At 46.6% G+C, this 25,170-nt stretch carries 23 protein-coding genes; 10 read left to right on the top strand and 13 right to left on the bottom strand.

Annotation, left to right across the window (positions count from 1 at the left end; genetic code table 11):
* Positions 1-10: 10 nt before the first annotated feature.
* The 5 genes from hofC (at position 11) to yjfF (ending at position 6,162) form a co-directional block, all read left to right on the top strand.
* Positions 11-1,201, top strand: a complete 1,191-nt coding sequence (gene hofC, locus I2494_RS06245) for a protein transport protein HofC (protein WP_218466232.1) — start codon at positions 11-13, stop codon at positions 1,199-1,201.
* Between the two features lie 340 nt (positions 1,202-1,541).
* A complete protein-coding gene (ytfQ, locus tag I2494_RS06240; RefSeq protein ID WP_218466231.1) occupies positions 1,542-2,498 on the top strand; it encodes a galactofuranose ABC transporter, galactofuranose-binding protein YtfQ in 957 nt (318 codons plus the stop codon).
* 112 nt (positions 2,499-2,610) lie between these two features.
* Entirely contained in the window at positions 2,611-4,119 is a 1,509-nt protein-coding gene (ytfR, locus tag I2494_RS06235; RefSeq protein WP_218466230.1) for a galactofuranose ABC transporter, ATP-binding protein YtfR, read from the top strand.
* 11 nt (positions 4,120-4,130) lie between these two features.
* The gene (gene ytfT / locus I2494_RS06230) at positions 4,131-5,153 is read left to right on the top strand and encodes a galactofuranose ABC transporter, ATP-binding protein YtfT (RefSeq protein WP_218466229.1); all 1,023 of its coding nucleotides are present in this window, start codon (positions 4,131-4,133) and stop codon (positions 5,151-5,153) included.
* Entirely contained in the window at positions 5,146-6,162 is a 1,017-nt protein-coding gene (gene yjfF, locus I2494_RS06225) for a galactofuranose ABC transporter, permease protein YjfF (protein ID WP_218466228.1), read from the top strand. The genes ytfT and yjfF overlap by 8 nt, the downstream gene beginning before the upstream one ends.
* 195 nt (positions 6,163-6,357) lie before the next feature.
* On the opposite strand, the gene I2494_RS06220 is transcribed toward yjfF, so the two are convergent.
* The gene (locus I2494_RS06220) at positions 6,358-7,401 is read right to left on the bottom strand and encodes a GMP reductase (protein ID WP_218466227.1); all 1,044 of its coding nucleotides are present in this window, start codon (positions 7,399-7,401) and stop codon (positions 6,358-6,360) included.
* A gap of 177 nt (positions 7,402-7,578) precedes the next feature.
* Here I2494_RS06220 and I2494_RS06215 point away from each other — a divergent pair, with 177 nt between their 5' ends.
* From I2494_RS06215 to yacG, 4 genes are all read left to right on the top strand, one after another.
* The gene (locus I2494_RS06215; RefSeq protein WP_218466226.1) at positions 7,579-8,388 is read left to right on the top strand and encodes a prepilin peptidase; all 810 of its coding nucleotides are present in this window, start codon (positions 7,579-7,581) and stop codon (positions 8,386-8,388) included.
* Positions 8,389-8,432: 44 nt separating this feature from the next.
* Positions 8,433-9,056 (top strand): dephospho-CoA kinase, encoded by a 624-nt coding sequence (coaE, locus tag I2494_RS06210; protein WP_218466225.1) that lies wholly within the window; start codon positions 8,433-8,435, stop codon positions 9,054-9,056.
* Positions 9,053-9,805 carry a cell division protein ZapD gene (gene zapD / locus I2494_RS06205; protein WP_218466224.1) on the top strand — a complete coding sequence of 251 codons (753 nt, stop codon included), beginning with the start codon at positions 9,053-9,055 and terminating at the stop codon, positions 9,803-9,805. Before coaE ends, zapD begins: the two co-directional genes overlap by 4 nt.
* Positions 9,806-9,907: 102 nt before the next feature.
* Positions 9,908-10,105: a DNA gyrase inhibitor YacG gene (yacG, locus tag I2494_RS06200; protein ID WP_218466223.1), complete on the top strand. Its 198-nt coding sequence runs from the start codon at positions 9,908-9,910 to the stop codon at positions 10,103-10,105.
* Between the two features lie 44 nt (positions 10,106-10,149).
* Here yacG and mutT read toward each other — a convergent pair whose 3' ends face one another.
* The 3 genes from mutT to secM form a co-directional block, all read right to left on the bottom strand.
* Positions 10,150-10,551 (bottom strand): 8-oxo-dGTP diphosphatase MutT, encoded by a 402-nt coding sequence (gene mutT, locus I2494_RS06195; protein ID WP_218466222.1) that lies wholly within the window; start codon positions 10,549-10,551, stop codon positions 10,150-10,152.
* Between the two features lie 338 nt (positions 10,552-10,889).
* Entirely contained in the window at positions 10,890-13,604 is a 2,715-nt protein-coding gene (gene secA, locus I2494_RS06190; RefSeq protein ID WP_218466221.1) for a preprotein translocase subunit SecA, read from the bottom strand.
* Positions 13,605-13,712: 108 nt separating this feature from the next.
* Positions 13,713-14,231, bottom strand: coding sequence for a secA translation cis-regulator SecM (gene secM / locus I2494_RS06185; protein WP_218466493.1), 519 nt, complete (start codon positions 14,229-14,231; stop codon positions 13,713-13,715).
* Positions 14,232-14,261: 30 nt separating this feature from the next.
* Between secM and I2494_RS06180 the strand changes: the two genes are divergently transcribed.
* Entirely contained in the window at positions 14,262-14,798 is a 537-nt protein-coding gene (locus tag I2494_RS06180; protein WP_218466220.1) for a DUF721 domain-containing protein, read from the top strand.
* A gap of 11 nt (positions 14,799-14,809) precedes the next feature.
* On the opposite strand, the gene lpxC is transcribed toward I2494_RS06180, so the two are convergent.
* The 9 genes from lpxC to murD form a co-directional block, all read right to left on the bottom strand.
* A complete protein-coding gene (gene lpxC / locus I2494_RS06175) occupies positions 14,810-15,727 on the bottom strand; it encodes a UDP-3-O-acyl-N-acetylglucosamine deacetylase (RefSeq protein ID WP_168189713.1) in 918 nt (305 codons plus the stop codon).
* A gap of 109 nt (positions 15,728-15,836) precedes the next feature.
* The gene (gene ftsZ / locus I2494_RS06170) at positions 15,837-16,994 is read right to left on the bottom strand and encodes a cell division protein FtsZ (RefSeq protein ID WP_130592326.1); all 1,158 of its coding nucleotides are present in this window, start codon (positions 16,992-16,994) and stop codon (positions 15,837-15,839) included.
* Between the two features lie 68 nt (positions 16,995-17,062).
* Positions 17,063-18,319, bottom strand: coding sequence for a cell division protein FtsA (gene ftsA / locus I2494_RS06165; protein ID WP_108900158.1), 1,257 nt, complete (start codon positions 18,317-18,319; stop codon positions 17,063-17,065).
* A 32-nt stretch (positions 18,320-18,351) separates the two neighbouring features.
* Positions 18,352-19,158 carry a cell division protein FtsQ gene (gene ftsQ, locus I2494_RS06160; protein WP_218466219.1) on the bottom strand — a complete coding sequence of 269 codons (807 nt, stop codon included), beginning with the start codon at positions 19,156-19,158 and terminating at the stop codon, positions 18,352-18,354.
* 1 nt (position 19,159) lies between these two features.
* Positions 19,160-20,071, bottom strand: a complete 912-nt coding sequence (locus tag I2494_RS06155) for a D-alanine--D-alanine ligase (protein ID WP_218466218.1) — start codon at positions 20,069-20,071, stop codon at positions 19,160-19,162.
* Entirely contained in the window at positions 20,064-21,494 is a 1,431-nt protein-coding gene (murC, locus tag I2494_RS06150) for a UDP-N-acetylmuramate--L-alanine ligase (protein WP_218466492.1), read from the bottom strand. The genes I2494_RS06155 and murC overlap by 8 nt, the downstream gene beginning before the upstream one ends.
* Positions 21,495-21,582: 88 nt before the next feature.
* The gene (murG, locus tag I2494_RS06145) at positions 21,583-22,641 is read right to left on the bottom strand and encodes an undecaprenyldiphospho-muramoylpentapeptide beta-N-acetylglucosaminyltransferase (RefSeq protein ID WP_218466217.1); all 1,059 of its coding nucleotides are present in this window, start codon (positions 22,639-22,641) and stop codon (positions 21,583-21,585) included.
* Entirely contained in the window at positions 22,638-23,849 is a 1,212-nt protein-coding gene (gene ftsW / locus I2494_RS06140; protein WP_218466216.1) for a cell division protein FtsW, read from the bottom strand. The genes murG and ftsW overlap by 4 nt, the downstream gene beginning before the upstream one ends.
* Positions 23,849-25,168, bottom strand: coding sequence for a UDP-N-acetylmuramoyl-L-alanine--D-glutamate ligase (gene murD / locus I2494_RS06135; protein WP_218466215.1), 1,320 nt, complete (start codon positions 25,166-25,168; stop codon positions 23,849-23,851). The genes ftsW and murD overlap by 1 nt, the downstream gene beginning before the upstream one ends.
* Between the last annotated feature and the right edge of the window lie 2 nt (positions 25,169-25,170).

The following is a 25,170-nucleotide window of genomic DNA, read 5'->3' as shown; positions in this document are numbered from 1 at the left end:
TGAGCATTTTATGATGAATAATTCCCGACTCTATATCTGGCGCAGTATTGATGGATTAAGCGGTGAAATTCCTGCTTCATCAGTCATCAATGCACGGCAAATGTTAATACTTAAGGGCATTATCCCCATAAAAATAGAGACCAGTGTAAGATTAGGAAAGCATTGCTGGCAATTGGCTACACTCTCAATAATTACCCGCCAATTAGCCACTATGTTGCAGGCGGGATTACCGTTATCCAATTGTCTGCTATTAATTGCCACTGAGCATCCTCATCCGGCATGGCGTTATCTGTTAAAAGAGTTGCAACTGGCTATTTCTCAGGGGAAATCATTCTCGCTGGCATTAAATGAACATGCCTACGCTTTCCCTGCACTATTCAGAGAGTTGATTGCTACTGGTGAACTCACTGGCAGACTGGATGAATGCTGCTTTTTAATCGCCGAACAGCAGGACAACTTATTAAAATTGCAGAAAAAGGTGCGTAAAGCATTACGTTATCCACTGTTTATTCTTACCGTTGCCAGCATCGTTACACTCTTAATGTTGATCTTTGTTCTACCCTCATTTGCCGAAATTTATCGTTCGTTTAATGCGCCTCTACCCTGGTTTACTCAATCTATTCTCTCGTTGTCAGAAGTTATTATTGATTACGGGATTTTTATCAGCGCCTTTCCCATTTTGTTGTACGGCTATTACATCAAAAAACTAAAAATGCAGGCTGGCTGGAAAGAAAAAGAACAGAAAGTATTATTAAGATTACCACTATGTGGAAAACTACTGCGAATAAGCGCGCTGGCAAAAATATTCCGTACGCTGGCAATGACTCAACATGCCGGCATATCGCTCACATCAGGAATAAAATCCGCAGCCAACGCTTCAGGTAACATTCACTTTATGAACGCACTGATAACAACAATAAAACTAATTGAACAAGGAACACCCTTATTTAAAGCATTGCACCAACAGATTCTGTTTCCACCGCTTTGCTATCAGCTTATACGCGTTGGAGAAGAGTCAGGAATGTTAGATATAATGCTGGATAAACTCGCTGGTATCTATGAAGCAGAATCCGAAAGTCAGGCAGAAAGCCTCTCCTCTCGTTTGGAACCGGTATTAATGTTGATACTTGGTATCATTGTTGGTGGATTAGTTATTGCTATCTATCTCCCTATATTTCAGCTGGGTAATGTGATGGGATAACACAAAATCACACTTTCATTTCTTCCTTAAAATACTTACTTCCCATCGATGGTAATAATTATTCACACATATAGCAAAATAAAAACCCAAGTCTCATATTTAATGGGTAATTCATTAAAAACATCATAAGAAACAAAAGATAATAATTTTTAAATCACAAAAATGGTGTAAGAACTATAATTCAGAAGACCATGCATATTGGGTTATTTATATTCACTATTCTGCTATTTGTAACTATATGAGAAGTTGCTCTCTTTTTATTCTGTTAGTTTTGCCAAATTGTAGTAGCAATCATTTTACTGCTTTACCAACCCGCTAAACTTTATTAGAGGAAAGTAACATGCTAAAACGCTTATTGCTCGTAAGTTCTATCGCAACACTTCTTTCCGGTGCAGCTTATGCACAATCCCTCACCGTTGGCTTTTCACAAATTGGTTCTGAATCAGGCTGGCGGGCTGCAGAAACGTCTGTCGCAAAAGAACAGGCTAAACAACGCGGTATTACCCTAAAAATTGCTGATGCTCAGCAAAAGCAGGAAAACCAGATTAAAGCAGTACGTTCTTTTATTGCTCAGGGCGTTGACGCCATCTTTATTGCTCCGGTAGTACAAACCGGATGGGAGCCGGTACTGGAAGAAGCTAAAGATGCCAAAATTCCTGTGTTCCTGCTGGATCGCAATATTACCGCTAAAGATAAGTCACTTTATATGTCAGTGGTTACCGCTGATAACGTTTACGAAGGTAAAGTAGCGGGTGAGTGGCTGGTGAAAGAGATGGCAGGTAAAACCTGTAACGTCGTTGAATTACAGGGTACCGTTGGTGCCAGCGTCGCATTAGATCGCAAAAAAGGTTTTGCGGATGCTATTGCCTCTACCCCTTCAATAAAGATTGTTCGTACTCAGTCTGGCGACTTTACCCGTAGTAAAGGTAAAGAAGTCATGGAAAGCTTTATTAAAGCCGAAGATCGCGGCAAAAACATTTGTGCGGTCTATGCCCATAACGACGATATGGCTATCGGTGCCATTCAGGCTATTAAAGAAGCTGGTTTAAAACCGGGCAGCGGCATTAAGATCATCTCTATCGATGCCGTACCGGATATCTTTAAAGCCATGCAGGCCGGCGAAGCTAACTTAACCGTTGAGTTGACGCCAAATATGGCTGGCCCAGCCTTTGATGCTCTTGAGGCCTATAAGAAAGACGGCACTATTCCACCTAAAGTTATCCTGACCGAATCTAAAGCCTTTGGCCCGGACAGTGCTCAGCAACAAATCGAACTGAAGAAAAATATGGGTTACTAACATTAACTAACCCGTTTCACCCGCTGCTATGTCAAAACCATAGCAGCGGTTTCTACCCTATCTGTCTGCAATCATATTAATAACATTATCACCAGTGAAAACAGGGGAATCTATGACAGAGCAACAGCACTCAGACGATACTCTTCTGGATATCAAAGGGATCAGTAAATCTTTTCCCGGCGTCAGAGCACTGCACGATGTTTCACTGACGCTTCGTCGCGGCGAGATTATGGCGCTACTGGGAGAAAATGGCGCAGGCAAATCCACTCTGATTAAAGCGTTAACTGGTGTTTACCCAAAAGACAGTGGAACTATCTTTCTGGAAGGAAAAGAGATTAATCCAACCAGTACGGCTCATGCTCAGTCCATTGGAATCGGTACGGTATATCAGGAAGTTAATCTGCTACCCAATATGTCAGTCGCGGATAATCTGTTTATTGGTCGTGAACCCAGAAAATTTGGGCTGGTAAACCGAAAAGAAATTATTCGTCAGTCTCAGAAAATTATGGCCAGTTATGGTTTTGAGCTGGATGTTACCCAACCACTGGGCTATTACTCGGTCGCCATGCAGCAAATTGTCGCCATTGCCCGAGCAGTTGACCTTTCCGCTAAAGTCTTGATCCTCGATGAACCCACCGCTAGTCTGGATACCAGCGAAGTAGAACTACTGTTCAGCATTATGCGCGATTTACGCAACCGGGGTGTAAGTCTGATTTTTATTACTCACTTTCTTGAGCAGGTATACGCCGTTACCGACCGAATTACCGTGTTGCGTAATGGTGAATTAGTAGGTACCCGGATTACGGCCGAACTACCACAAATTGAGCTGGTAAAAATGATGCTTGGCAGAGAGTTGGAAGATAACGCTCTGCGCCGCGCCGGACGCACGTTGAGAAGCGATAAACCAACAGTGGCTTTTGAGCACTATGGTAAAAAAGGCACTATTCTTCCCTTTGACTTACAGGTTCGTCCCGGTGAAGTGGTTGGACTGGCGGGGTTACTGGGTTCAGGCAGAACTGAAACCGCAGAAGTTATCTTTGGTATTAAACCTGCTGATAGTGGTAAAGCCAGGGTTAAAGGTCGGGAAGTAAAAATAAGGTCAGCCCGGCAGGCATCATCATTAGGCTTTGGTTTCTGTCCGGAAGACCGTAAAACAGAAGGGATCATTGCAGCCGCTTCAGTCAGAGAAAATATTATTCTGGCTTTACAAACTCAACGCGGTTGGCTGCACCCTATTTCTCGCAAAGAGCAAGATGACATCGCCGCTCGTTTTATTCGCCAGTTAGGAATCAAAACCCCCAGTGCAGAACAACCCATTCAGTTTCTTTCCGGGGGCAATCAACAAAAAGTACTGCTCTCACGCTGGCTGGTAACCAAGCCGCAGTTTCTGATCCTTGATGAACCTACCCGCGGTATCGATGTTGGAGCTCACGCTGAGATCATTCGTCTGATTGAGACCTTGTGTGCCGATGGTCTGGCATTGTTAGTTATCTCCTCTGAGCTTGAAGAACTTATTGGTTACGCTGACCGGGTGATTATTTTACGCGATGGTAAGCAAATAGCTGAAATTCCAGCGGAACAGTTATCCGTACCCGCCATCATGAACGCGATTGCGGCTTAAAGGAGAAACTTATGACATCACCCTCAGCACCTCCTGTTTCATCAACAAACAGAAAGGGGTTCGGCCTGCCGAAAGGTATTGCTCAGGTTGCCGCACTGATTGCCATTTTAATTGTCAATGCGCTGGTGGCTAACAACTTTTTCGATATTCATATTCAGGATGGACGCCTGTTTGGCAGCATTATCGATATTCTAAACCGCTGCGCCCCTGTAGCTATTCTTGCGCTGGGTATGACGCTGGTTATTGCTACCGGCGGTATCGACCTTTCTGTTGGTGCAGTTATGGCGATTGCCGGCGCAACCGCCGCCAGTATGACAACCGCAGGTTTTCCACTGTACATCGTATTGCTTGCCGCCTTAAGTGCCGGAGCATTATGTGGTGTCTGGAACGGGTTTCTGGTCGCTATCTTCAAAATACAACCCATAGTGGCCACCTTAATGTTAATGGTCGCGGGCCGCGGTATTGCTCAACTGATTACCGAGGGGCAAATTGTCACCTTTAATGACCCTGCTCTGGCCTGGATTGGTAGTGGAACGTTTCTGTTCTTACCAACGCCAGTTTCTATTGTCGTTGCCGTATTTGTTCTACTTTGGCTACTTACCCGCAAAACTGCACTGGGGTTATTCATTGAGTCCGCGGGTATCAATATTCGGGCAGCCAAAAATGCGGGGGTTAATACCAGTATGGTGGTAATGTCCACCTATATTCTCAGCGGTATTTGTGCAGCTATTGCCGGTGTTATTGTTGCTGCGGATATCCGTGGTGCCGACGCCAACAATGCCGGTTTATGGCTGGAAATGGACGCTATTCTTGCCGTAGTCATCGGCGGTGCATCACTAATGGGAGGGCGCTTTAGTCTGGCACTTTCTCTCATCGGTGCCTTAATTATTCAGGGTATGAATACCGGCATTTTGCTCTCCGGCTATCAACCTCAGTGGAATCTGGTGGTTAAAGCGTTAGTTGTATTGCTGGTTCTGGTGTTGCAGTCCCCGGCATTTATCCGTCTGTTTAAAAGGAGAACCGGTCATGTTTAAACGCCATCTTCCCCTGATGATTACCATTGCCGTTTTCGTGATGGGCTATATGTTCTGTTTTGCCCGCTTTCCTGGTTTTGCATCCACGCGAGTTATTTGCAATATACTGACGGATAACGCTTTTCTATGCATTGTTGCCGTAGGTATGACGTTTGTCATTCTGTCTGGTGGCATCGACCTTTCTGTGGGATCTGTGATTGCCTTTACCGGGGTATTCCTGGCTAAAGCCATTGGTGAATGGGGTTTCGACCCATTAACTGCCTTTGTGGTTATTATGGTAATGGGCTGCTCATTTGGTGCCCTGATGGGGTGGTTAATTGATGCCTTAAAGATCCCCGCCTTTATTATTACTCTGGCCGGAATGTTCTTTCTGCGAGGCGTTAGCTTTTTAGTTTCAGAACAATCGATTCCTATCGATCATCCATTATACAGCACACTATCCGCTGTAGCCTGGAAGATTCCGGGCGGTGGCCGCTTTAGTCTGTTAGCCATTATTATGTTATTGGTGGTTATTTTCGGTATGGTTCTCGCTCATAAAACGCGCTTTGGAAACAATGTTTATGCCATTGGCGGCAACGCCACCTCTGCCCAACTGATGGGGATCTCAACCCGCAAAACCACTATCGGTATTTACATGCTCTCTACCGGACTGGCAACTCTGGCAGGTATCGTTTTCTCTTTCTATACCTCAGCTGGTTACGCGTTGGCAGGAATTGGGGTTGAACTGGATGCCATTGCCGCGGTAGTTATTGGTGGAACGTTACTGAGCGGTGGGGTTGGAACCGTATTTGGCACTCTGTTTGGCGTGTTAATTCAAGGATTAATCCAGACCTATATTAATTTCGACGGAACACTTAGCTCCTGGTGGACTAAGATTGTGATCGGTATTCTGCTATTTGGATTTATCGGATTGCAACGACTGCTGACGGTATTCTGGGCCAATCGCCAGATTTCTACCGCAAGACGGATTAATAACCCTCACGATATTAATACAGTAAGCTCTGCATGATGGTTTTCAGGAATTCATTAAATCAGATTCTGAGAATATTACGGTGGTAAATACATCACGCATGATGCTCAGTCGGATACAATGCGTATCTGGCATCCAGGGCACCGGGTCTGGCTCGAGGGTTGGCTATCTTAGTGACTAAAAGTGCGCCATTTGGCGCACTCAGACTAAATATTTTAAGGGTTCAAAGCTGACTTAGCCCTGTCCGAATACTCGGTTCTCTTGCTCAGCAACCCGAATGAAAGTAGTACGCTTAGTCAGCTCTTTCAGACGCTCCGCTCCAACATAAGTACAGGCTGAACGCAGACCACCGAGAATATCTCTGGCGGTGTTCTCTACTGAGCCACGATAAGCCAACTTCACGGTTTTGCCTTCCGCTGCACGATACTCAGCAACCCCGCCAACGTGACGGTTCATCGCTGATTCAGAGCTCATACCGTAGAACTGCATATATTGGTTGCCGTTCTCTTCGATAATTTTGCCTTCGCACTCTTCATGAGCTGCCAACATTCCGCCCAGCATGACAAAGTCTGCACCGCCACCAAAAGCTTTAGCGACATCGCCGGGTGTGGTACAGCCACCATCACTAACAATTTGACCGCCCAGGCCGTGTGCAGCATCCGCACATTCGATGACGGCCGACAGTTGAGGGTAGCCAACGCCAGTCTTCACACGTGTTGTGCAAACAGAGCCAGGGCCAATACCTACTTTAACGATATCTGCACCGGAAAGAATCAGTTCTTCTACCATCTCGCCCGTAACCACGTTACCGGCACAAATAACTTTATCCATATGGGCTTCACGCGCTTTACGCAGGAAGGCAACAAAATGCTCAGAGTAGCCATTCGCCACATCGATACAGATAAATTTCAGTGCTGGTGAAAGTGCCAGAATCTGACCCAGCTTAGCAAAATCTGTTTCTGATGTTCCGGTTGATACCATGACGTGACGCAGTACAGATTCAGGTACGCGAGCGACAAACTCACGCCATTGCTCAACGGTATAATGCTTATGTACCGCAGTCAGCAAATCAAAAGAGGCTAATGCCTCAGCCATGGTAAAGGTACCCACAGTGTCCATATTCGCGGCAATAATAGGAATACCGGACCACTGATGGCCTGAATGTTTAAAAGTGTAGGTGCGTTCAAGTTCTACTTCTGAACGACTTTTCAGCGTGGAACGCTTAGGACGGATTAAGACATCTTTGAAGCCCAGCTTCAAATCTTCTTCAATGCGCATATCTGTAGTTTTCCTGGTTTTTGGCGACGTATCGCAAATTAGCTATAAGCTGAATGTTGGCCATTTCCAGTGACGTTATCATACACATGAATAATTAATGAACAAGTCTGAGATTTTGAAAAAATTTCAGCTATAATCCCACAAATTTATCTGCGAAAAAGCAGATTAAGGCAATCCATGGATAACGCCTTTATAATCCTCAGTTTCGGATTACTTGGCCTGACAGGCGGTAATCTGACCACACGCCTTGCCCACCAAGTTCCTGCTATTTTATTTACCCGCTGGCAACAGCAATACTGCCAGATAATCAATATTACGCCCCCCTTACCAACCGGGCCGGTAAAATTTTCTTCGTCTTTGTTCTTGCATCCTTTATATCTTCATTGCACTCATCCGCATTCAAAACGATGGTTGTTTTCAATTATTCTCTGGTTATGGATTAGTGGCCGATGCTCATCTTGTCATAAAGCCATCAGTTTCCATTACTCCTTAACAGAACTGGTTTGTGGACTGATGTTCATGGTCATTGCTGCTTCAGATCCTGACCCTGTCAGAGTAACCATCCTGTTATCTGTCACCTTATGGCTGGTAACCGTATCGCTGGTCGATATATCTCATCAACTGTTGCCGGATATATTTACTCTGCCACTAATTTGGAGTGGACTGATTTTTGCTCTGATTGGTTTATCGCCATTATCTTTATCAGAATCTCTGTCAGGAACACTCATTGGATACACACTCCTTTGGATACCAGCGATGTTATTTCGATTAGTCAAAGGTCAGCATGGATTAGGCGGTGGCGATATTAAGCTGATGGCAGGGCTTGGTGCCTGGGTTGGCGTAGAGACTCTACCTGTTATTATGGTAACGGCCAGTCTGAGTGGATTAATTTATTTCCTGCTAACCAGGCGGAATAGAGAAACTAAAAACAACACGATTGCCTTTGGTCCTTTTCTCGCCGTTGCCGGATGGCTTGCACTTCTGTGAGATCCCTTTATTATTGAACTATCCATACTGTTACAGGCTTTTATATGAGTTATATCGTGGCACTTACCGGCGGCATTGGTAGCGGAAAATCAACCGTATCCAATGAGTTTTCGCGTTTAGGTGTTCCCGTCATCGATGCTGATATTATTGCCCGCCAGGTGGTAGAACCAGGCCGTGATGCTCTCCAACAGATTGCTCATCATTTTGGTCATTCAATACTGCTGGCCGATGGCAGTTTAAACCGTAAAAAATTACGTGAACGTATTTTTAGTCATTCTGCTGACAAACAGTGGTTAAATAACCTGCTCCACCCACTGATTCAACAGGAAACCCAACGTCAATTTGCAAATATAACGGCACCTTATTTGCTTTGGGTTGTCCCATTACTGATAGAGAATAATCTATGTTCCCGCGCTAACCGCGTGTTAGTGGTGGATGTTAGCAGAGAGACGCAATTAAGTAGAATAATGGCCCGCGATGGAAGTAGTTTACAGTTGGCAGAGCAAATTTTATCTGCCCAAACTTCCCGTGCAGAGCGCCTGTCACATGCAGATGACGTGCTGAATAACGACAGGAAGCCTGAAGCGTTGATACCGCAAATTGCCCTGTTGCATCAAAAATATTTAGCCTTAGCCAATCAATTCAACAAGCAGGATTTGTCGATATGAGTGATTTATCCCAGAACATACTTTTTGAACATCCGCTTAATGAAAAAGTCCGTACCTGGTTACGCCTTGAATTCCTGCTGCAGCAGTTACAGCACAATCGCTCACTGACTAATTTAACCAACACGTTAAGTTTTTTCCGCACGGTAAGTGAACTACTGGATATTATGGATCGCGGTGATGTTCGTACTGAGCTGGTTAAAGAGTTGGATCGTCAACAACATAAGTTACTACAATGGATTGATGTTCCCGGTGTTGATAGTGAACGTTTGAGTACTTTACGCCATACCTTAAAAGAACTGGCTAATACATTACTGGCAGCGCCTCGCCTTGGACAGGAGCTGAAAGACGACCGCCTGATTAGTATGGTTCGTCAGCGTTTAAGTATTCCCGGCGGCTGTTGCAGCTTTGATTTGCCGGTATTGCATATGTGGTTACATAATCCTAAGTTACAGCGAGATGAACAAGTAACCGAATGGATTGAAACCACAACACCACTCAGCAACGCACTTAATGCCTGCCTTGATTTAATCCGACAATCCGGGGTCTTTCAAAAACAGACCAGTTTGAACGGTTTCTATCAGGATACTGCTGAAGATAGCGATATCCTGCGTATTCGAGTGGACTCGGCTTATCAGCTTTATCCGCAGGTTTCTGGCCATAAATCTCGCTTCGCTATTCGCTTTATGCCTTTTGACAGCGATCTCGGTGACACGCCGGAAAGGTTTAATTTTGAGATTGCCTGCTGTTAATTATTATTTGCTGGTGTCACTGACATCAGCAATGTCAGGTTATTGACGCTAAGTAGATAACCATTTGGTTTTGCTATTGATTATGTTATTTGGGAGTATTTCATGAGTGACACCCCCCTTCAGGTAAACTGCCCTACCTGTGGAAAACCCGTTATCTGGAATGAACAAAGCACTTACCGGCCATTTTGCAGTAAGCGCTGCCAGTTAATTGATTTAGGTGAATGGGCCGATGAAGAGAAACGAATTCCAAGCTCTGGCGCCCAATCTGATAGTGATGAATGGGGCGAAGAGGAGAAGTAATCTCCAGCAACTTATCCTTTAAAAGCTACCGCATGGCCAGTCAATTACGCTGTGCGGTAACGCTGTTTCAACTCAGCAATCACTGGCTGATTTGCTGGTGGAAACTCTGCAACATTCAGCTGTGAAACGTCAATCCAGCGAGATACCTGACCTTCACGTCCTTCCGGCTGACTTTCCCAACCATCTACGATAAAGAAATGCAGCGTTAGCTGGCGGTCGGGATAGTCATACTCCAACGTTGTTAACAGGCTGGAGTGAGTCATCTTAATGCCTACTTCCTCCTGAAGCTCACGTCTTAGTGCCTGTTCTGCATCTTCGCCTGATTCCACTTTTCCACCGGGAAACTCCCAATAACCAGCAAGATGGCTACCTTTAAGTCGCTGGGTAACAAATATAGCCTGCTTAATATCAATTATTATTCCAACAGCTATTTCGATTCGCTTCATAGGGATACTCATTGGTCAGTTATTATTGTGTAGATAAAAGGAGAGCGCCAACAGGCGCTCTCGATTAATGACAAAGTCATATAATTCAGTTTTATGTCTTAACATGGCTAATTGTCGGGAGGGGCTGCCGTGGGGGTCGACTTGGCGTAAGCCAACGAAGTGCCCGTAGGCAGACCAGGCCCGACATGCGCTGAGGCCAAGTACAGACTGTTTTCCGGTCGAGCACAAAGTTAATATAAGCACTTAAGTTTTTACGACCGGAATGTCTATTGAAGCTAATTCATCTGGTTTGTCATCAGTCTGAGAGCGCCTACCGGCGCTCTCATCTCTTAATAAACTTACTGCAAACTACCATGACATTGCTTATATTTCTTACCGGAACCACAAGGGCACGGGTCGTTACGACCAATCTTGCGCTCTTCCCGCACCATTGGTTGATTAGGCGCTGGCTCTTCTTCCAGTGCATTCTCTTCCTGATGACTAAACTGCTGCTGGCGAGCTAAACGTTCTGCTTCTTCACGACGTTGTTGCTCTACAGCTTCAACTTCTTCCGGCATACGTACCTGAACTTTGCTCAGTACGCTGATAACTTCATATTTCAACGCTTCAAGCATGCTGGCGAACATAGAGAACGACTCACGCTTATACTCTTGCTTAGGATCTTTCTGCGCATAACCACGCAGGTGAATACCCTGACGAAGGTAGTCCATTGCGGCCAAATGCTCTTTCCACATGGTATCCAGCGTTTGCAGCATTACGCCTTTCTCAAAGTTACGCATCATCTCATCACCAACAACCTCTTCTTTTTGGTGATAAACTTTAGCCGCTTCTTCAACAATACGTTCACGCAGCGTCTCTTCGTGCAGTTCATGCTCAGTATCCAGCCACTGGGCAATCGGCAGGTCAAGATCGAAATCGTTCTTCAGACGCGTTTCAAGCCCCGGCACATCCCACATTTCTTCCAAAGATTGAGGTGGGATATAGTTATCAATCACGGTGGTAAACACATCCTGACGGATACTGTCGATAGTTTCACTGATGTCGCTAATGTCCAGCAGTTCATTACGCTGAGCATAAATAGCACGACGCTGATCGTTAGCAACGTCATCAAATTCCAGCAGTTGCTTACGAATATCAAAGTTGCGGCTTTCTACTTTACGCTGAGCGTTAGCGATAGCTTTGGTTACCCATGGGTGTTCAATCGCTTCACCAGGCTTCATACCCAGCTTACGCATCATTCCTGCTACCCGGTCAGAAGCAAAGATACGCATCAGTGCATCTTCCATCGACAGATAGAAACGTGATGAACCCGGGTCACCCTGACGACCAGAACGCCCACGCAGCTGGTTATCAATACGGCGGGATTCATGACGCTCGGTACCGATAATATGTAAACCACCGGCAGCCAGTACGCGGTCGTGGCGCTCTTGCCATGCCGCTTTAACCGCCTGAATCTGTGCTTCAGTTGGATCTTCCAGCTCAGCGAGCTCACTCTGCCAACTACCACCCAGCACGATATCAGTACCACGACCCGCCATGTTGGTAGCGATAGTTACTGCCCCTTCCTGACCTGCGTTAGCGACGATTTCGGCTTCCATTTCATGGAATTTGGCGTTCAGAACTTTATGAGCAATACCGGCTTTTTTCAGTTCATTAGAGACCACTTCCGATTTTTCGATGGAAATAGTACCTACAAGAATTGGCTGCCCCTTAGTGCTGCGATCTTTAATATCTTCAATGATGGCATCGATCTTCTCTTTCTCAGTCATATAGACCAGATCGGGCATATCATCACGAACCATTGGACGGTTAGTTGGTACAACAATGGTATCTAAACGGTAAATCTGACGGAATTCGAATGCTTCAGTATCCGCCGTACCGGTCATACCGGCCAGTTTCTCATACAGACGGAAATAGTTCTGGAAGGTAATAGAAGCCAGAGTTTGGTTCTCATTCTGAATCTCAACCCTTTCTTTGGCTTCTACTGCCTGATGCAAACCATCTGACCAGCGGCGGCCTTCCATGGTACGGCCTGTGTGCTCATCAACAATAATGACTTCACCATCTTTAACGATATAGTCAACGTCGCGAGTAAACAGCGCGTGAGCACGCAGTGCTGCGGTTACGTGATGCATTAATACGATGTTACCAGGAGAATAGAGCGATTCGCCCTCTTCCATCATTCCTGCTTCCATCAACAATTGCTCAATCAGTACCAGACCGCGCTCAGTAAGGTTAACCTGACGGCTCTTCTCATCAACGGAGAAGTGCCCCTCACCTTCAAAGGTATCGGAATCTTCTTTTTCCTGACGCAGCAGCTTAGGAATAATTTTATCAACTTTTCTGTATAGCTCAGAGCTGTCTTCTGCAGGGCCAGAGATAATCAGCGGGGTACGCGCTTCATCGATTAAGATGGAGTCAACCTCATCCACCAACGCATAGTAAAGCTTACGCTGAACGCGTTCTTCAGGGCTGAATGCCATGTTGTCACGCAGATAGTCAAAGCCAAATTCGTTGTTGGTACCATAGGTGATATCCGCAGCATAGGCTTCGCGTTTTGCCGGAGGCGGCATACCCGGCAGGTTAATACCTACGGTTAAGCCTAAGAATTCAAACAGCGGGCGGTTATTTTCCGCATCGCGTCGTGCCAGATAGTCGTTCACGGTTACTACGTGTACACCACGGCCTGTAATGGCATTCAGATAGGCTGGCAATGTTGCAGTTAAGGTTTTACCTTCACCGGTACGCATCTCTGCAATACAACGATCGTTTAACACCATACCGCCGATCATCTGCACATCGAAGTGACGCATACCAAATACGCGTTTACTGGCTTCACGCACCACGGCAAACGCCTCTGGCATGATTGATTCCAGCGACTCGCCCTTCGCCAGACGCTCACGGAATGCCTCAGTTTTAGCCTTCAACTCATCGTCAGATAATGCTTCATATTCTGGTTCAAGGCGGTTAATAGATTCAACGCTTTTACGCATACGGCGCAGTGTCCGGTCATTACGGCTACCGAAAACTTTTGTCATTAATTTAGTTAACATAGGTCTAAATGTCTCTTTAGTACTGCCTTGTCCGGCAGTATGAATTCAAAGAAAAAAATCAGAAAAAATGCGCCCGAAGTAACAAGGATAACCTCATTACCGGGATGATTATGCGTATGAAGCAGGACCTGCGCGGATACCCTGTACCTTGCTCAGCCAAAATCTGACAGGGTGAAGGATAAAAGTCGACTCAAGGGGAATTAGACGCGATACTGTCGAAGGCAGCGTTACTTCAATAGCCGCTTGTATCGATAATGAATCCAGAAGAGCATGATGGCTAAGCGTTAGCTTATCATCACTGACCTTCACCTCATCGGAGGGTACGTCATCCTGAGGGAAGGAAACTGCAAGACGGGTAAGATAATTACGAATCGCGAAATGTTGCCACGGATTAAGATTTTGCAGTGGCCGCGTGTTAATTTCGCTGGATAACGCCAACTGCCCAACACCCGGAACTGCCGGATTAATTGGATTGACGTTTGAAAAGGCTGCAGATAATGAAACTTGTTGAGGTAAACCGTTCAGGCTTGCGGGCGCACCAATGCTGGCTGCCACAACCCCCAATAAGAGGTGCGGCCAAAAATAACGCCTACCAAATTGTCGCCAACGATTTAAAATACCCATTATCAACTAACTATTACCTGCCGGAATCTGCTTATGCGCGATAGTCGCCCATTATTATTAGATACGCTATTTGATGATACAGACCTGTTGCGAAACGTCCAGCAACGAGCCATAGCGCTGATAAAACTTAATAAGGCAGTTAAGGCTCTGTTACCTAAACAACTGCACGAATTCTGTCGAGTTGCTAACTACCGTCAAGGTATTTTAGTCCTTGAGGTGGCAAATGCCAGTTGGTTGACACTTTTACGTTATGAACAACAAACATTATTAAGCACACTCAGGAGTGAAATATTACCATCTTTAGTATCAATCGACATAAAGATTAATCCAAAGTTAAGCACAAATAAGCAGACTGCTGAAAATTTAGTCCATCGCTACATTCCGGAAAGCACAAAAGATGATGTGCCTATGCGTCAGCTTAGTGAACAGAGTGCAAAACAGTTGAAGGAATTGGCAGCGAGGAGCCCAAAAAGGCTGAAAGAGAAACTAGAACGACTTGCTGCACTAGCTGGAGAGAGAGTAACCAGCGCAACAAGCCGTAATAATTTAAATCGTACTAAAAAACCGTAATTACCCAGCGATTAAGCCAGTACAGTTCTCGACGTTTTGAATGCCAGTGGCATTTCAGCTTCGTCTTCAAAAGTAACGTATTCCCAGGCTTCTTGTTTCGCTAATACAGCTTGCAGAAGCTTGTTGTTTAATGCGTGACCAGATTTGAACGCAGTAAATGCGCCAATAATGTTGTGACCACACATAAACAGATCACCGATAGCATCCAACATTTTATGACGAACAAATTCGTCTTCAAAACGCAAACCATCTTCGTTCAGCACACGATAATCATCTACTACGATAGCACAATCGAAGCTGCCACCCAGGCACAGGCCTTTAGACTGTAAATACTCGATATCACGCATGAACCCAAAGGTACGTGCACGACTGATCTGACGAACAAACGCATCGGCAGAGAAATTCATGCGATAACGTTGTGAACCGGAATCAATCGCCGGGTGATTAAAATCGATAGTAAAGTCTAAGCTGAAACCGTTAAAAGGTGTCAGTTCAGCCCACTTGTCGCCGTCTTCGACGCGAACAGGCTGAGTAATACGCAGGAATTTCTTCGGTGCGTTCAGTTCTTCAATTCCGCCGTCTAACAGTAAGTAGACGAAAGGTGCCGCACTACCATCCATAATTGGAATTTCTGGTGCGTCAACTTCAATAATAATGTTGTCGATGCCTAATCCTGCTAACGCAGCATTAAGGTGTTCCACAGTAGAAATACGTACGTCATCTTCATTTACCAGGCAAGTACACAGCATGGTATCACGCACGGATTTTGCATCTGCCGGAAAATCAACCGGTGGATTCAAGTCAGTACGACGATAGATGACACCCGTATTAGCTGCGGCCGGGCGCAGAGTCAGGCTAACCTTGCGTCCGGTATGAAGACCGACGCCAGTAGCTTGAATGATGCGTTTTAGTGTCCGCTGTTTAATCATCGTATTATCTCGCATTGTTGATCCAATTTACCGTAGTTTACACCACGGTCTCCGCGCCAGTTTAGCATAAAGAGCGGAGAATCCAAATCATTCAGCGTTAACAGCCTAATTAATCCGCTTGTTTGCGTAAGAAGGCTGGAATATCTAAATAATCAGGCTCTTTGTTCGGCTGAACGCCCTGGTCATTTACCACTTTCGCTGCAGCAGGTTTGCTCTCTTGCGGTTGCAGAGGTGCTAAACCATGTTGAGCATAGCGATGATCGACTGGCTGAGTGGCCGGTGATTTAGAGACCAGCGTAATTTCAGGACGCTTGTCCATACCGATACCGGTTGCAACAACAGTCACTCGTAGCTCGTCGCTCATATCCGGGTCCAGAGAAGTACCGATAACCACGGTAGCATTATCCGATGCAAATGCACGGATGGTGTTACCAACAGTTTCGAACTCATCCAAACGTAAGTCAAAGCCAGCCGTAATGTTAACCAGAACGCCGCGGGCACCAGACAGATCGATATCTTCCAGTAACGGACTGGAGATAGCCATCTCAGCGGCTTCTTCAGCACGATCTTCACCGCGAGCAATACCTGAACCCATCATGGCATAGCCCATTTCAGACATCACTGTACGTACGTCTGCAAAGTCAACGTTCATTAAGCCCGGACGAGTAATCAGTTCAGCAATACCCTGCACCGCGCCTTTTAGTACGTCATTGGCTGCACCGAAAGCGTCCAGCAGTGAAATACCGCGACCTAATACTTTCAGTAGCTTGTCATTAGGAATAGTAATCAGCGAGTCAACATGCTTGGAGAGTTCGGCAATGCCTTGCTCTGCAAACGTCATACGCTTTTTACCTTCGAAGTTAAATGGTTTGGTTACCACGGCAACGGTCAGAATACCTAAGTCTTTTGCCACTTCAGCAACAACTGGCGCAGCACCGGTTCCGGTACCACCACCCATGCCGGCAGCAATAAATACCATGTCCGCACCTTCCAGTGCAGTACGCAGTTGTTCACGGTCTTCTTCTGCAGAATTGCGGCCCACTTCAGGGTTAGCACCTGCGCCTAAGCCTTTGGTTACACCACTACCAATCTGGATAGTTTGGCCAACGGCCGTTTTCCGCAACGCTTGAGCATCAGTATTGATGGCGAAGAATTCAACGCCTTCAATGTGCTCACGCACCATATGTTCGACAGCATTACCGCCGCCGCCGCCAACGCCGATGACTTTAATCACCGCATCGTTGGTTAGCTCCATTGGTTCAAACATAATTTCTCTCTCCGTTTTAACTCTTACGCAATGAATTATCGCTTAAAACACGTTAATTGCACTACTGATTAAAATTCTTTACGTAACCAACCGGTCAAACGTTGTGCCCAGCTACGCATAGATGTTCTTTTTTCTACATCAGTCTCGCCTCTGAGGTGAGACTCTTTACCGTAGTGCAACAGACCTACTGCCGTTGAGTAGTAAGGCTCTTGCGCATAATCCGTTAGTCCAGTGATATTCAGTGGCTGTCCAATACGCACTTGGGTATGGAACACTCTTTGAGCACACTCAGCTAAACCATCAATCTGAGCCGCTCCCCCTGTTAACACAATACCGGCGGCTAAGTGATGCTTAACCCCTTGTTGACGCAGTTGTTCCTGCACCTGCAAAATTTCATCGTTTACCAGATTAAGCAGCTCGGTATAACGCGGCTCAATCACATCAGCTAACGTCTGACGCTGTAAACTACGCGGTGGTCGACCACCAACGCTAGGGACTTCTACGTTCTCATCTTTGCTGACGATAGAACCCAAAGCACATCCATGACGCACTTTTATTGCTTCGGCATCCGTTGGCGGAGTCCCGAATGCATAAGCGATATCACTGGTAACCACATTACCTGCGTAAGGAATAACTTTAGTATGACGCAGAGCACCGCCAGTATAAATAGCGATATCCATGGTTCCACCGCCAATATCAATGACGCAGACACCCAGTTCACGTTCATCTTCTGTCAAAACGGCATAGCTTGAGGCTAAACCGGCGAAAATAAGTTGATCTACCTTAAGTCCGCAGCGTTCTACCGCTTTAACAATGTTTTTAGCCATGTCATTATGACAAGTAATCAGATGCACTTTTGCCTGCATCCGCACACCAGAAAGTCCTACCGGATTTTTGATCCCTTCCTGATAGTCAATGGCATATTCCTGAGGGATAACATGCAGAATCCGGTGCTCATCACGAACCCGCACCGATTTAGCGGTATGAACCACGCTCTCTACATCTTCCTGTGTGACTTCTTCTTCAGAGATAGGCACCATACCTATCTCGTTCTGACAGCTGATATGTTTACCTGACAGCGCCAGATAAACCGAAGCAATCTGGCAATCTGCCATCAGTTCAGCCTGATCAATGGCTCGCTGTACAGATTTAACCACTGACTCTAAATCGTTAACTCCGCCTTTATCCATTCCGCGCGATGGGCAGCTTCCTACGCCAATAATATTAACCATACCGTCAGGCAGTACTTCTCCAACCAGCGCAGCGACTTTTGCTGTGCCAATTTCCAGTCCAACCACCAGTTTTCTGTCTGTCGATTTGATCATTATTTATTGCCTGACTCTAGTTGTTGTTTCACTCAATCAGAAAAAATTGCCTGACTGTCAATAAATGCGGGTGCCCAACCAACCGCAGCACCGGTGTCATAGCGCATATCCAGCGAGGCAATACGCTTATCCGCAGGTACTTGCTGCAACAGCGTAGGATAGAGAGCGATAAAGCGATCTAAACGCTTGGTTCGGTTTTCTCTTCCCAGCTCGATGCGCACATCGTTATCTAACACTAACTGCCATGAGCGGCGTTCACTCATTGACACGGTCTTCAGCTTAAACTTTGCGGCGGCCAGCGCCTGGTTCATGCTGTTGTATCCTTCCAGAACCTCTTTCTCACCATCTTCCGGACCATATAGCAGAGGAAGATTCTTATCACTCACTCTCTCTGCCGGTATGCTGAATACATTGCCATCTTTATCTAGCAGCTGGAGGTCATTCCAGCGAGCGTAAGGGACATACTCCACAATATGAATCTTAAGCTCATCAGGCCATTGCTTACGTACGCTGGCCTGTTTAATCCATTTCAGGTGCAGAATCTGCTGTTGCAGTACGTCCACATCCTGAGACATAAAGGTACCCGGTGCACCCGACGACAAAATGGTCTGCCGAATATCATCGTTGGTCGTAATATGCCGCTCACCGGTAACCACTAAACGAGAAAGCGGTAAGCGTTCGGCGTCATTCATCCAATGAATAACTGCCCAGCATCCCCATACCACGGTACCTATCACCATCAGCAGAAAGATTAGACCAATGAGCTGAGTTCCGTTACTGCGTCCGGTGCTCTTCTTTCTTTCTTGCTCATCACGGACGTTTCTTGCTGCCTGGGACATATCAGTCAGCCAACGCCAAAATCTTAACGACTAGCTGAGAAAAACTTAAACCGTGCTGGCGTGCCGCCATTGGTACCAGACTATGGTTAGTCATACCCGGTGCTGTATTGACTTCCAGCAGATAAAACTGACCGTCGCTATCCTGCATCACATCCACACGACCCCAGCCCCGGCAGCCCACAGCTTTATAAGCAGCCGCTGCTAACGCCCGAATTTGGCTCTCCAGCTCATCACTTAAGCCACTTGGACAGAAGTATTGAGTATCATCAGAGATATATTTTGCCTGATAGTCATAAAACACACCGGCTGGTTGAATACGGATTGAAGGCAGTACTTCATCCCCTAAAATCGCCACGGTAAACTCCGGGCCACTCAACCACTTTTCAATCAGTACGCTGGTATCATGCTTAAAGGCTTCTTTTAATGCCGGCAGTAGTTCTGTTTCAGCATTCACCTTGCTCATACCCACGCTTGAACCTTCACTGCTTGGCTTCACAATCAGCGGTAATCCCAGCTGTTTGATGATGGCATCGGTATCAACCTGCGCCAGTTGTTCGGCATTCAGTGCAACATAAGGCGACACCGGAAGGTTAGAGCCTTGCCATAACAATTTAGTTCTCAATTTATCCATGGTTAATGCAGAAGCCATTACGCCACTGCCGGTATAAGGCAGACCAAGGAACTCTAATAGCCCTTGCAGGGTTCCGTCTTCACCACCACGACCATGTAACGCAATAAATACTTTATCGAATCCATCTGCCTTTAACTGAGCGACAGGATACATTTTTGGGTCAATCGGATGAGCGTCAACGCCCGCCTCGCGTAAGCCTGCTAACACTGCAGCACCAGAGTTTAGTGATACATCACGCTCTGCTGATGTCCCGCCAAGAAGGACTGCCACTTTCTCAGTCATGATTTCCCTCATTTGTATTTATTGTTTGTAATTTTAATTCAGCTAACCGACGGGCTACACGCCCAATATTGCCGGCTCCCTGGGTCAGAACCAGATCGCCACTCTGCAACACCTGTTGCAACATATCCGGTAGCGCATCTACATCTGACACAAAAATTGGATCTAACTTGCCGCGTCCACGAATAGTACGACACAGTGAACGGCTGTCTGCTCCCGGAATTGGGGCTTCTCCTGCCGGATAAACATCCAGCATAAACAGCACATCAACCTGAGACAGTACGTTAGCAAAATCATCGTACAGGTCACGGGTACGTGAATAGCGATGCGGTTGGAAAATCATCACTAAACGACGCTCTTCCCAACCGGCTCTGGCGGCTTTAATAGTGACATCCACTTCACTGGGATGATGACCATAATCATCAACCAGCATAATGTCACCACCCTCTTCACGTTCAAATTTACCCAGAAAGTCAAAACGACGACCGGTTCCCTGGAAGTTAGCCAGCGCCTGAACAATAGCATCGTCACCAATGCCCTCTTCAGTCGCGGTAGCTACTGCTGCCGCCGCATTCAGTGCGTTATGACGACCCGGTGCATTCAACATCACCTTTAAATCGCTCTTATCATGACGGCAAAGGGTAAAGAAACCCTGAGAGCGTATTTGTTCATAATCTTTAATACGAACATCAGCATCTTCACTGAAACCGTAAGTAATCACCTGACGACCAACCTGTGGGATAAGCTCACGTACTACAGGATCATCGACGCACATCACCGCACGACCATAAAACGGCAAATTGTGCAGGAAATTAATAAACGTCTGCTTTAAGTTTTCGAAGTCGCCCTGATAAGTATCCATATGGTCGGCTTCAATATTAGTCACAATGGCAACCATTGGCTGTAAATGCAGGAACGACGCATCACTCTCATCAGCTTCGGCAATCAGATAACGACTACAACCCAATGCGGCGTGAGTTCCTGCTGCTTTAACCAGACCACCATTAACAAACGTTGGATCTAATCCTGCCGCAGCATAGATACCCGTCACTAACGCTGTAGTGGTGGTTTTACCATGAGTACCAGCGATAGCGATGCCATGACGAAAACGCATCAGCTCTGCCAGCATTTCTGCACGACGGATAACCGGAATACGTGCTTCACGCGCAGCAACCACCTCTGCATTATCTGCAGGAACTGCGGTTGAAACGACAACCACACTGGCTCCCTTAACGTTTTCTGCACGGTGATTGAAATAAATTTCTGCACCCAGCGCTGTTAACTGTTGCGTGACGGCATTTGGCGCCAAATCGGAACCACTGATCTGGTAACCTTCGTTAGCCAGAACCTCAGCGATGCCTCCCATGCCTGCTCCACCAATACCAACAAAGTGGATATGCCGGACGCGTCGCATTTCCGGCACCATGGTGCGAAGTTTCGCCAATCGTTGTATATCTACATGCTCATTCACGGTTTTCTGTTTGCTCTTGTCATAATTAAAGTTCACTTCAAAACTACAGGGCGACGCTTTTAACTACCGCAGAAACGCGCTCAGTGGCGTCCGGTATGGCTGTCGCTCTGGCTTCCATCGCCATCGCCAGTAATTTTGATCGATTCAATTCTTCTAACGTTTCAGTTAATGAATCTGCATTAAACTGAGGTTGTTCAATAATTTTGGCCGCACCCGCTTTTTCCAACGGCAGTGCATTCCAGTATTGCTGACGATCTTTGTGCATAAATGGCACAAAAATAGCCGGTAAACCTGCGGCAGCAATTTCGCTTACCGTCAAAGCACCTGAGCGGCAAACCACCACATCGGCCCACGCATAGGCTGACGCCATGTCGTCAATAAATTCAGTGATATTATGCCCATCCAGACCGCGTTGCTGGTAATCCTGCTGTACGCTTTCCAGCGCACCTTTACCAACCTGATGCCAGAGAATAATTCTATTCCCCAGACGTTCAGCCGCTTGTGGAACGGTCTGATTGAGTATTCGCGCACCCTGGCTGCCACCAACGACCAGCACCCGAATTGCTCCGCTACGTTCAGATAAACGAACTTCCGGTAATGGTAGCGCCAATACATCGGTACGAACCGGATTACCTACCACCTCTGCATTAGGAAATGCGCCGGGAAATGCCTGCAACACGCGTTTAGCAATTTTGGCCAGCCAGCGATTCGTTAATCCTGCAATGCCGTTCTGTTCATGTAATACCACCGGTATGCCACACATCCAGGCAGCCAGACCACCCGGCCCAGAAACATACCCTCCCATACCCAGTACCACATCTGGCTTATAACTACGCATGATGGCTTTAGCCTGGCGTACAGCACGGAAAATTCTGAATGGCGCGCATAATAACGCAATGATACCTTTGCCACGAAGTCCGGAAATGTTAATAAAATCGATTTCTATTCCGTGTTTCGGTACTAAATCGGCTTCCATTCTATCCGCAGTTCCCAGCCAGCGAACTTCCCAGCCTTGCGCCATCAGGTCATGGGCAACAGCCAGACCCGGGAAGACGTGTCCTCCGGTTCCACCTGCCATCACCATTAAACGCTTCTGCTTCATCGGGTACCTCTTACATGCGCCTGGCAGTTGGCCTGACGCGTTTCATAGTCAATTCGAAGTAGTAAAACCAGCGCGGTAGACATCACCAGTAAACTGGAACCACCATAGCTGATTAACGGTAGAGTCAAACCTTTGGTCGGTAGAATACCGGCTGCAGCGCCGACGTTAACTAACGTCTGGAAGCTGAACCACAAACCAATCTCACAGGCAAGAAAACCGGAAAAACGCTGCCCGGCTTCTAAAGCACGGCGACCAATCAGCATTGCTCTAAAAGCGACGAAGAATACCATTAAGAGGATCAAAACCACACCAAAATAGCCTAATTCTTCACCGATAATGGCAAAAATAAAGTCAGTATGGGCTTCCGGTAAATATTCCAGTTTCTGAATTGAGTTACCTAAACCCTGCCCCCAGAGTTCTCCACGGCCAAATGCCATCAGCGACTGCGTCAACTGATAGCCCGCACCAAACGGATCGGCCCATGGGTCCCAGAAGGAAGTTACCCGGCGTAAACGATAAGGCTCCGCAACAATCAGTAGCCCTACAGCAAACACCCCGGAGCCGATAATTGCCAGAAACTGCCAAAGTTTCGCACCGGCTAAAAACAGCATGCCTAGCGTAGTGATAAACAGTACCACTACGGTTCCCAAATCGGGCTGAGCCAGCAGTAAAACTGCCAGAATCACCATAACACCCATCGGTTTACAAAAGCCCCAGAAGTTATTACGCACTTCATCAACTTTACGTACCAGATAGCTGGCCAGATAGAAGAACAATGCCAGTTTAGACAGCTCTGCGGGCTGAATACGAACCGGCCCAAACGCAATCCAGCGGGATGCGCCATTAACCGAACTGCCTATCGCCAGTACAATTAATAACATCACGATGGCTATCAACAGAATAATCGGACTATAGCGTTGCCACATTTCCATTGGGATACGTAGCGTTACTAATGCCGCACCAATAGCCAGTAGAATGTAAATAGCATCACGTTTAGCGAATAAAAATGGGTCTTCAGTATATCGTTGGGCAATCGGCATTGATGCTGATGTCACCATAACAAAACCAACGATAGTTAAACCAATAGCCATCCACAGTAGGGTGCGATCATACATAACGTCATAATCAACCGCCTCACTGCTTTGACGAGATCCAGTTACCCATTGGGTAAATAGCTGGAAAGGTTTAACTAAACTAAATGCGCTCATCAGCCAAGCTCCTGAGCCAGACGGGCAAACTCCAGCCCACGCTGTTCATAATTTTTAAACTGATCCAGACTGGCACAGGCCGGTGACAATAACACCATATCCCCGGGTTTGACTCGCTGTGCAATATGAACCATTGCCTGCTCCATGGTATCGGTCATTTCCGCCACTTCAGGGCGTAAATCGTATAGCGGCTGCTTATCACGACCAAAACAGTAGAGACGAATATTGTCACCTTTCAGATAAGTCGACAGCGGTGAAAAATCAGCTGATTTACCATCACCACCTAGCAACAGGTGTAAAACGCCATCAACACGAATACCATTTAATGCGGCTTCAGTACTGCCCACGTTAGTGGCTTTAGAATCATTAATCCAACGAACGCCTTTATTGTCCCACACCAGTTGAAAACGATGAGCCAGACCAGTGAACTGAGTCAATGCTTGCAGGCTGGAAGCTCGAGGTAATGACACTGCATCAGCCAGTGCCAACGCTGCCAGTGCGTTCAGATAGTTATGCTGACCAACAATTTTCATCTCTGCGGCATTAAGTACTTTCTCGCCGTGGACCCGTAGCCAGGTTTCCCCCTGCTGATAGCTAAGGTGGTAATCACCCACATCTACACCAAAGCTAACGCAGCGGCTATCCGCCCCTTGCAATGGCATAGTCAGCGCATCATCAGCATTAACCACGCAAACGCTGGCATTGTCATAGATACGCAATTTAGCTTCACGATACTGCTCCATCCCCTGCGGATAGCGATCCATATGATCTTCAGTAACGTTCAAAATGGTTGCGGCGGCGGCATGGAGGCTGGATGTGGTTTCCAGTTGGAAGCTGGATAGCTCCATAACATACAGCTGACATTCAGGATCCAGCAGTGATAACGCTGTTTGGCCCAGATTACCCCCGATAGCAACATTCCAACCGGCGGCGTTCCCCATTTCCCCCACCAGCGTGGTAACGGTACTTTTTCCGTTTGAACCGGTGATTGCCACAATTGGCGCTTTAGCTTCACGACAGAACAGCTCAATATCACCGACAATCTCGATGCCTGCTGCTGCCGCTTCTTGTAAAACCGGCGTTGCCAGAGCGATTCCCGGGCTAACCACTAACAGATCCGCAGCCAGAATCCAGTCGTGATTAAAGCCACCAGTATGGCTTTCTACACTTTCGGGTAATTTGTCTAACCCCGGGGGAGCTGAGCGCGTATCAATAACTTTAGGGGAAACGCCCCGGGCAATAAAATAATCGACACAGGACAACCCTGTGGAACCTAATCCAATGATAACAACCTGTTTATCCTGATAGTCGATTGTCATGA

The organism is Limnobaculum allomyrinae (genome assembly GCF_016649425.1).
Taxonomy (GTDB): Bacteria; Pseudomonadota; Gammaproteobacteria; order Enterobacterales; family Enterobacteriaceae; genus Limnobaculum; species Limnobaculum allomyrinae.
Note: the sequence above shows the minus strand (reverse complement) of the source record. Positions and strands in the feature narration are given on the sequence as shown.

What these genes read in the sequence shown, in the direction of transcription:
- I2494_RS06180 (WP_218466220.1), top strand. Translation starts at nt 14,262, where the DNA reads ATGCGCGATAGTCGCCCATTATTATTAGATACGCTATTTGATGATACA.
- murD (WP_218466215.1), bottom strand. Translation starts at nt 25,168, where the DNA reads ATGACAATCGACTATCAGGATAAACAGGTTGTTATCATTGGATTAGGT.
- lpxC (WP_168189713.1), bottom strand. Translation starts at nt 15,727, where the DNA reads ATGATTAAACAGCGGACACTAAAACGCATCATTCAAGCTACTGGCGTC.
- murC (WP_218466492.1), bottom strand. Translation starts at nt 21,494, where the DNA reads ATGGTGCCGGAAATGCGACGCGTCCGGCATATCCACTTTGTTGGTATT.
- ytfQ (WP_218466231.1), top strand. Translation starts at nt 1,542, where the DNA reads ATGCTAAAACGCTTATTGCTCGTAAGTTCTATCGCAACACTTCTTTCC.
- I2494_RS06215 (WP_218466226.1), top strand. Translation starts at nt 7,579, where the DNA reads ATGGATAACGCCTTTATAATCCTCAGTTTCGGATTACTTGGCCTGACA.
- ytfT (WP_218466229.1), top strand. Translation starts at nt 4,131, where the DNA reads ATGACATCACCCTCAGCACCTCCTGTTTCATCAACAAACAGAAAGGGG.
- ytfR (WP_218466230.1), top strand. Translation starts at nt 2,611, where the DNA reads ATGACAGAGCAACAGCACTCAGACGATACTCTTCTGGATATCAAAGGG.
- coaE (WP_218466225.1), top strand. Translation starts at nt 8,433, where the DNA reads ATGAGTTATATCGTGGCACTTACCGGCGGCATTGGTAGCGGAAAATCA.
- I2494_RS06155 (WP_218466218.1), bottom strand. Translation starts at nt 20,071, where the DNA reads ATGACTGAGAAAGTGGCAGTCCTTCTTGGCGGGACATCAGCAGAGCGT.
- ftsA (WP_108900158.1), bottom strand. Translation starts at nt 18,319, where the DNA reads ATGATCAAATCGACAGACAGAAAACTGGTGGTTGGACTGGAAATTGGC.
- ftsZ (WP_130592326.1), bottom strand. Translation starts at nt 16,994, where the DNA reads ATGTTTGAACCAATGGAGCTAACCAACGATGCGGTGATTAAAGTCATC.
- murG (WP_218466217.1), bottom strand. Translation starts at nt 22,641, where the DNA reads ATGAAGCAGAAGCGTTTAATGGTGATGGCAGGTGGAACCGGAGGACAC.
- zapD (WP_218466224.1), top strand. Translation starts at nt 9,053, where the DNA reads ATGAGTGATTTATCCCAGAACATACTTTTTGAACATCCGCTTAATGAA.
- secA (WP_218466221.1), bottom strand. Translation starts at nt 13,604, where the DNA reads ATGTTAACTAAATTAATGACAAAAGTTTTCGGTAGCCGTAATGACCGG.
- I2494_RS06220 (WP_218466227.1), bottom strand. Translation starts at nt 7,401, where the DNA reads ATGCGCATTGAAGAAGATTTGAAGCTGGGCTTCAAAGATGTCTTAATC.
- hofC (WP_218466232.1), top strand. Translation starts at nt 11, where the DNA reads ATGATGAATAATTCCCGACTCTATATCTGGCGCAGTATTGATGGATTA.
- ftsW (WP_218466216.1), bottom strand. Translation starts at nt 23,849, where the DNA reads ATGAGCGCATTTAGTTTAGTTAAACCTTTCCAGCTATTTACCCAATGG.
- yjfF (WP_218466228.1), top strand. Translation starts at nt 5,146, where the DNA reads ATGTTTAAACGCCATCTTCCCCTGATGATTACCATTGCCGTTTTCGTG.
- mutT (WP_218466222.1), bottom strand. Translation starts at nt 10,551, where the DNA reads ATGAAGCGAATCGAAATAGCTGTTGGAATAATAATTGATATTAAGCAG.
- yacG (WP_218466223.1), top strand. Translation starts at nt 9,908, where the DNA reads ATGAGTGACACCCCCCTTCAGGTAAACTGCCCTACCTGTGGAAAACCC.
- ftsQ (WP_218466219.1), bottom strand. Translation starts at nt 19,158, where the DNA reads ATGTCCCAGGCAGCAAGAAACGTCCGTGATGAGCAAGAAAGAAAGAAG.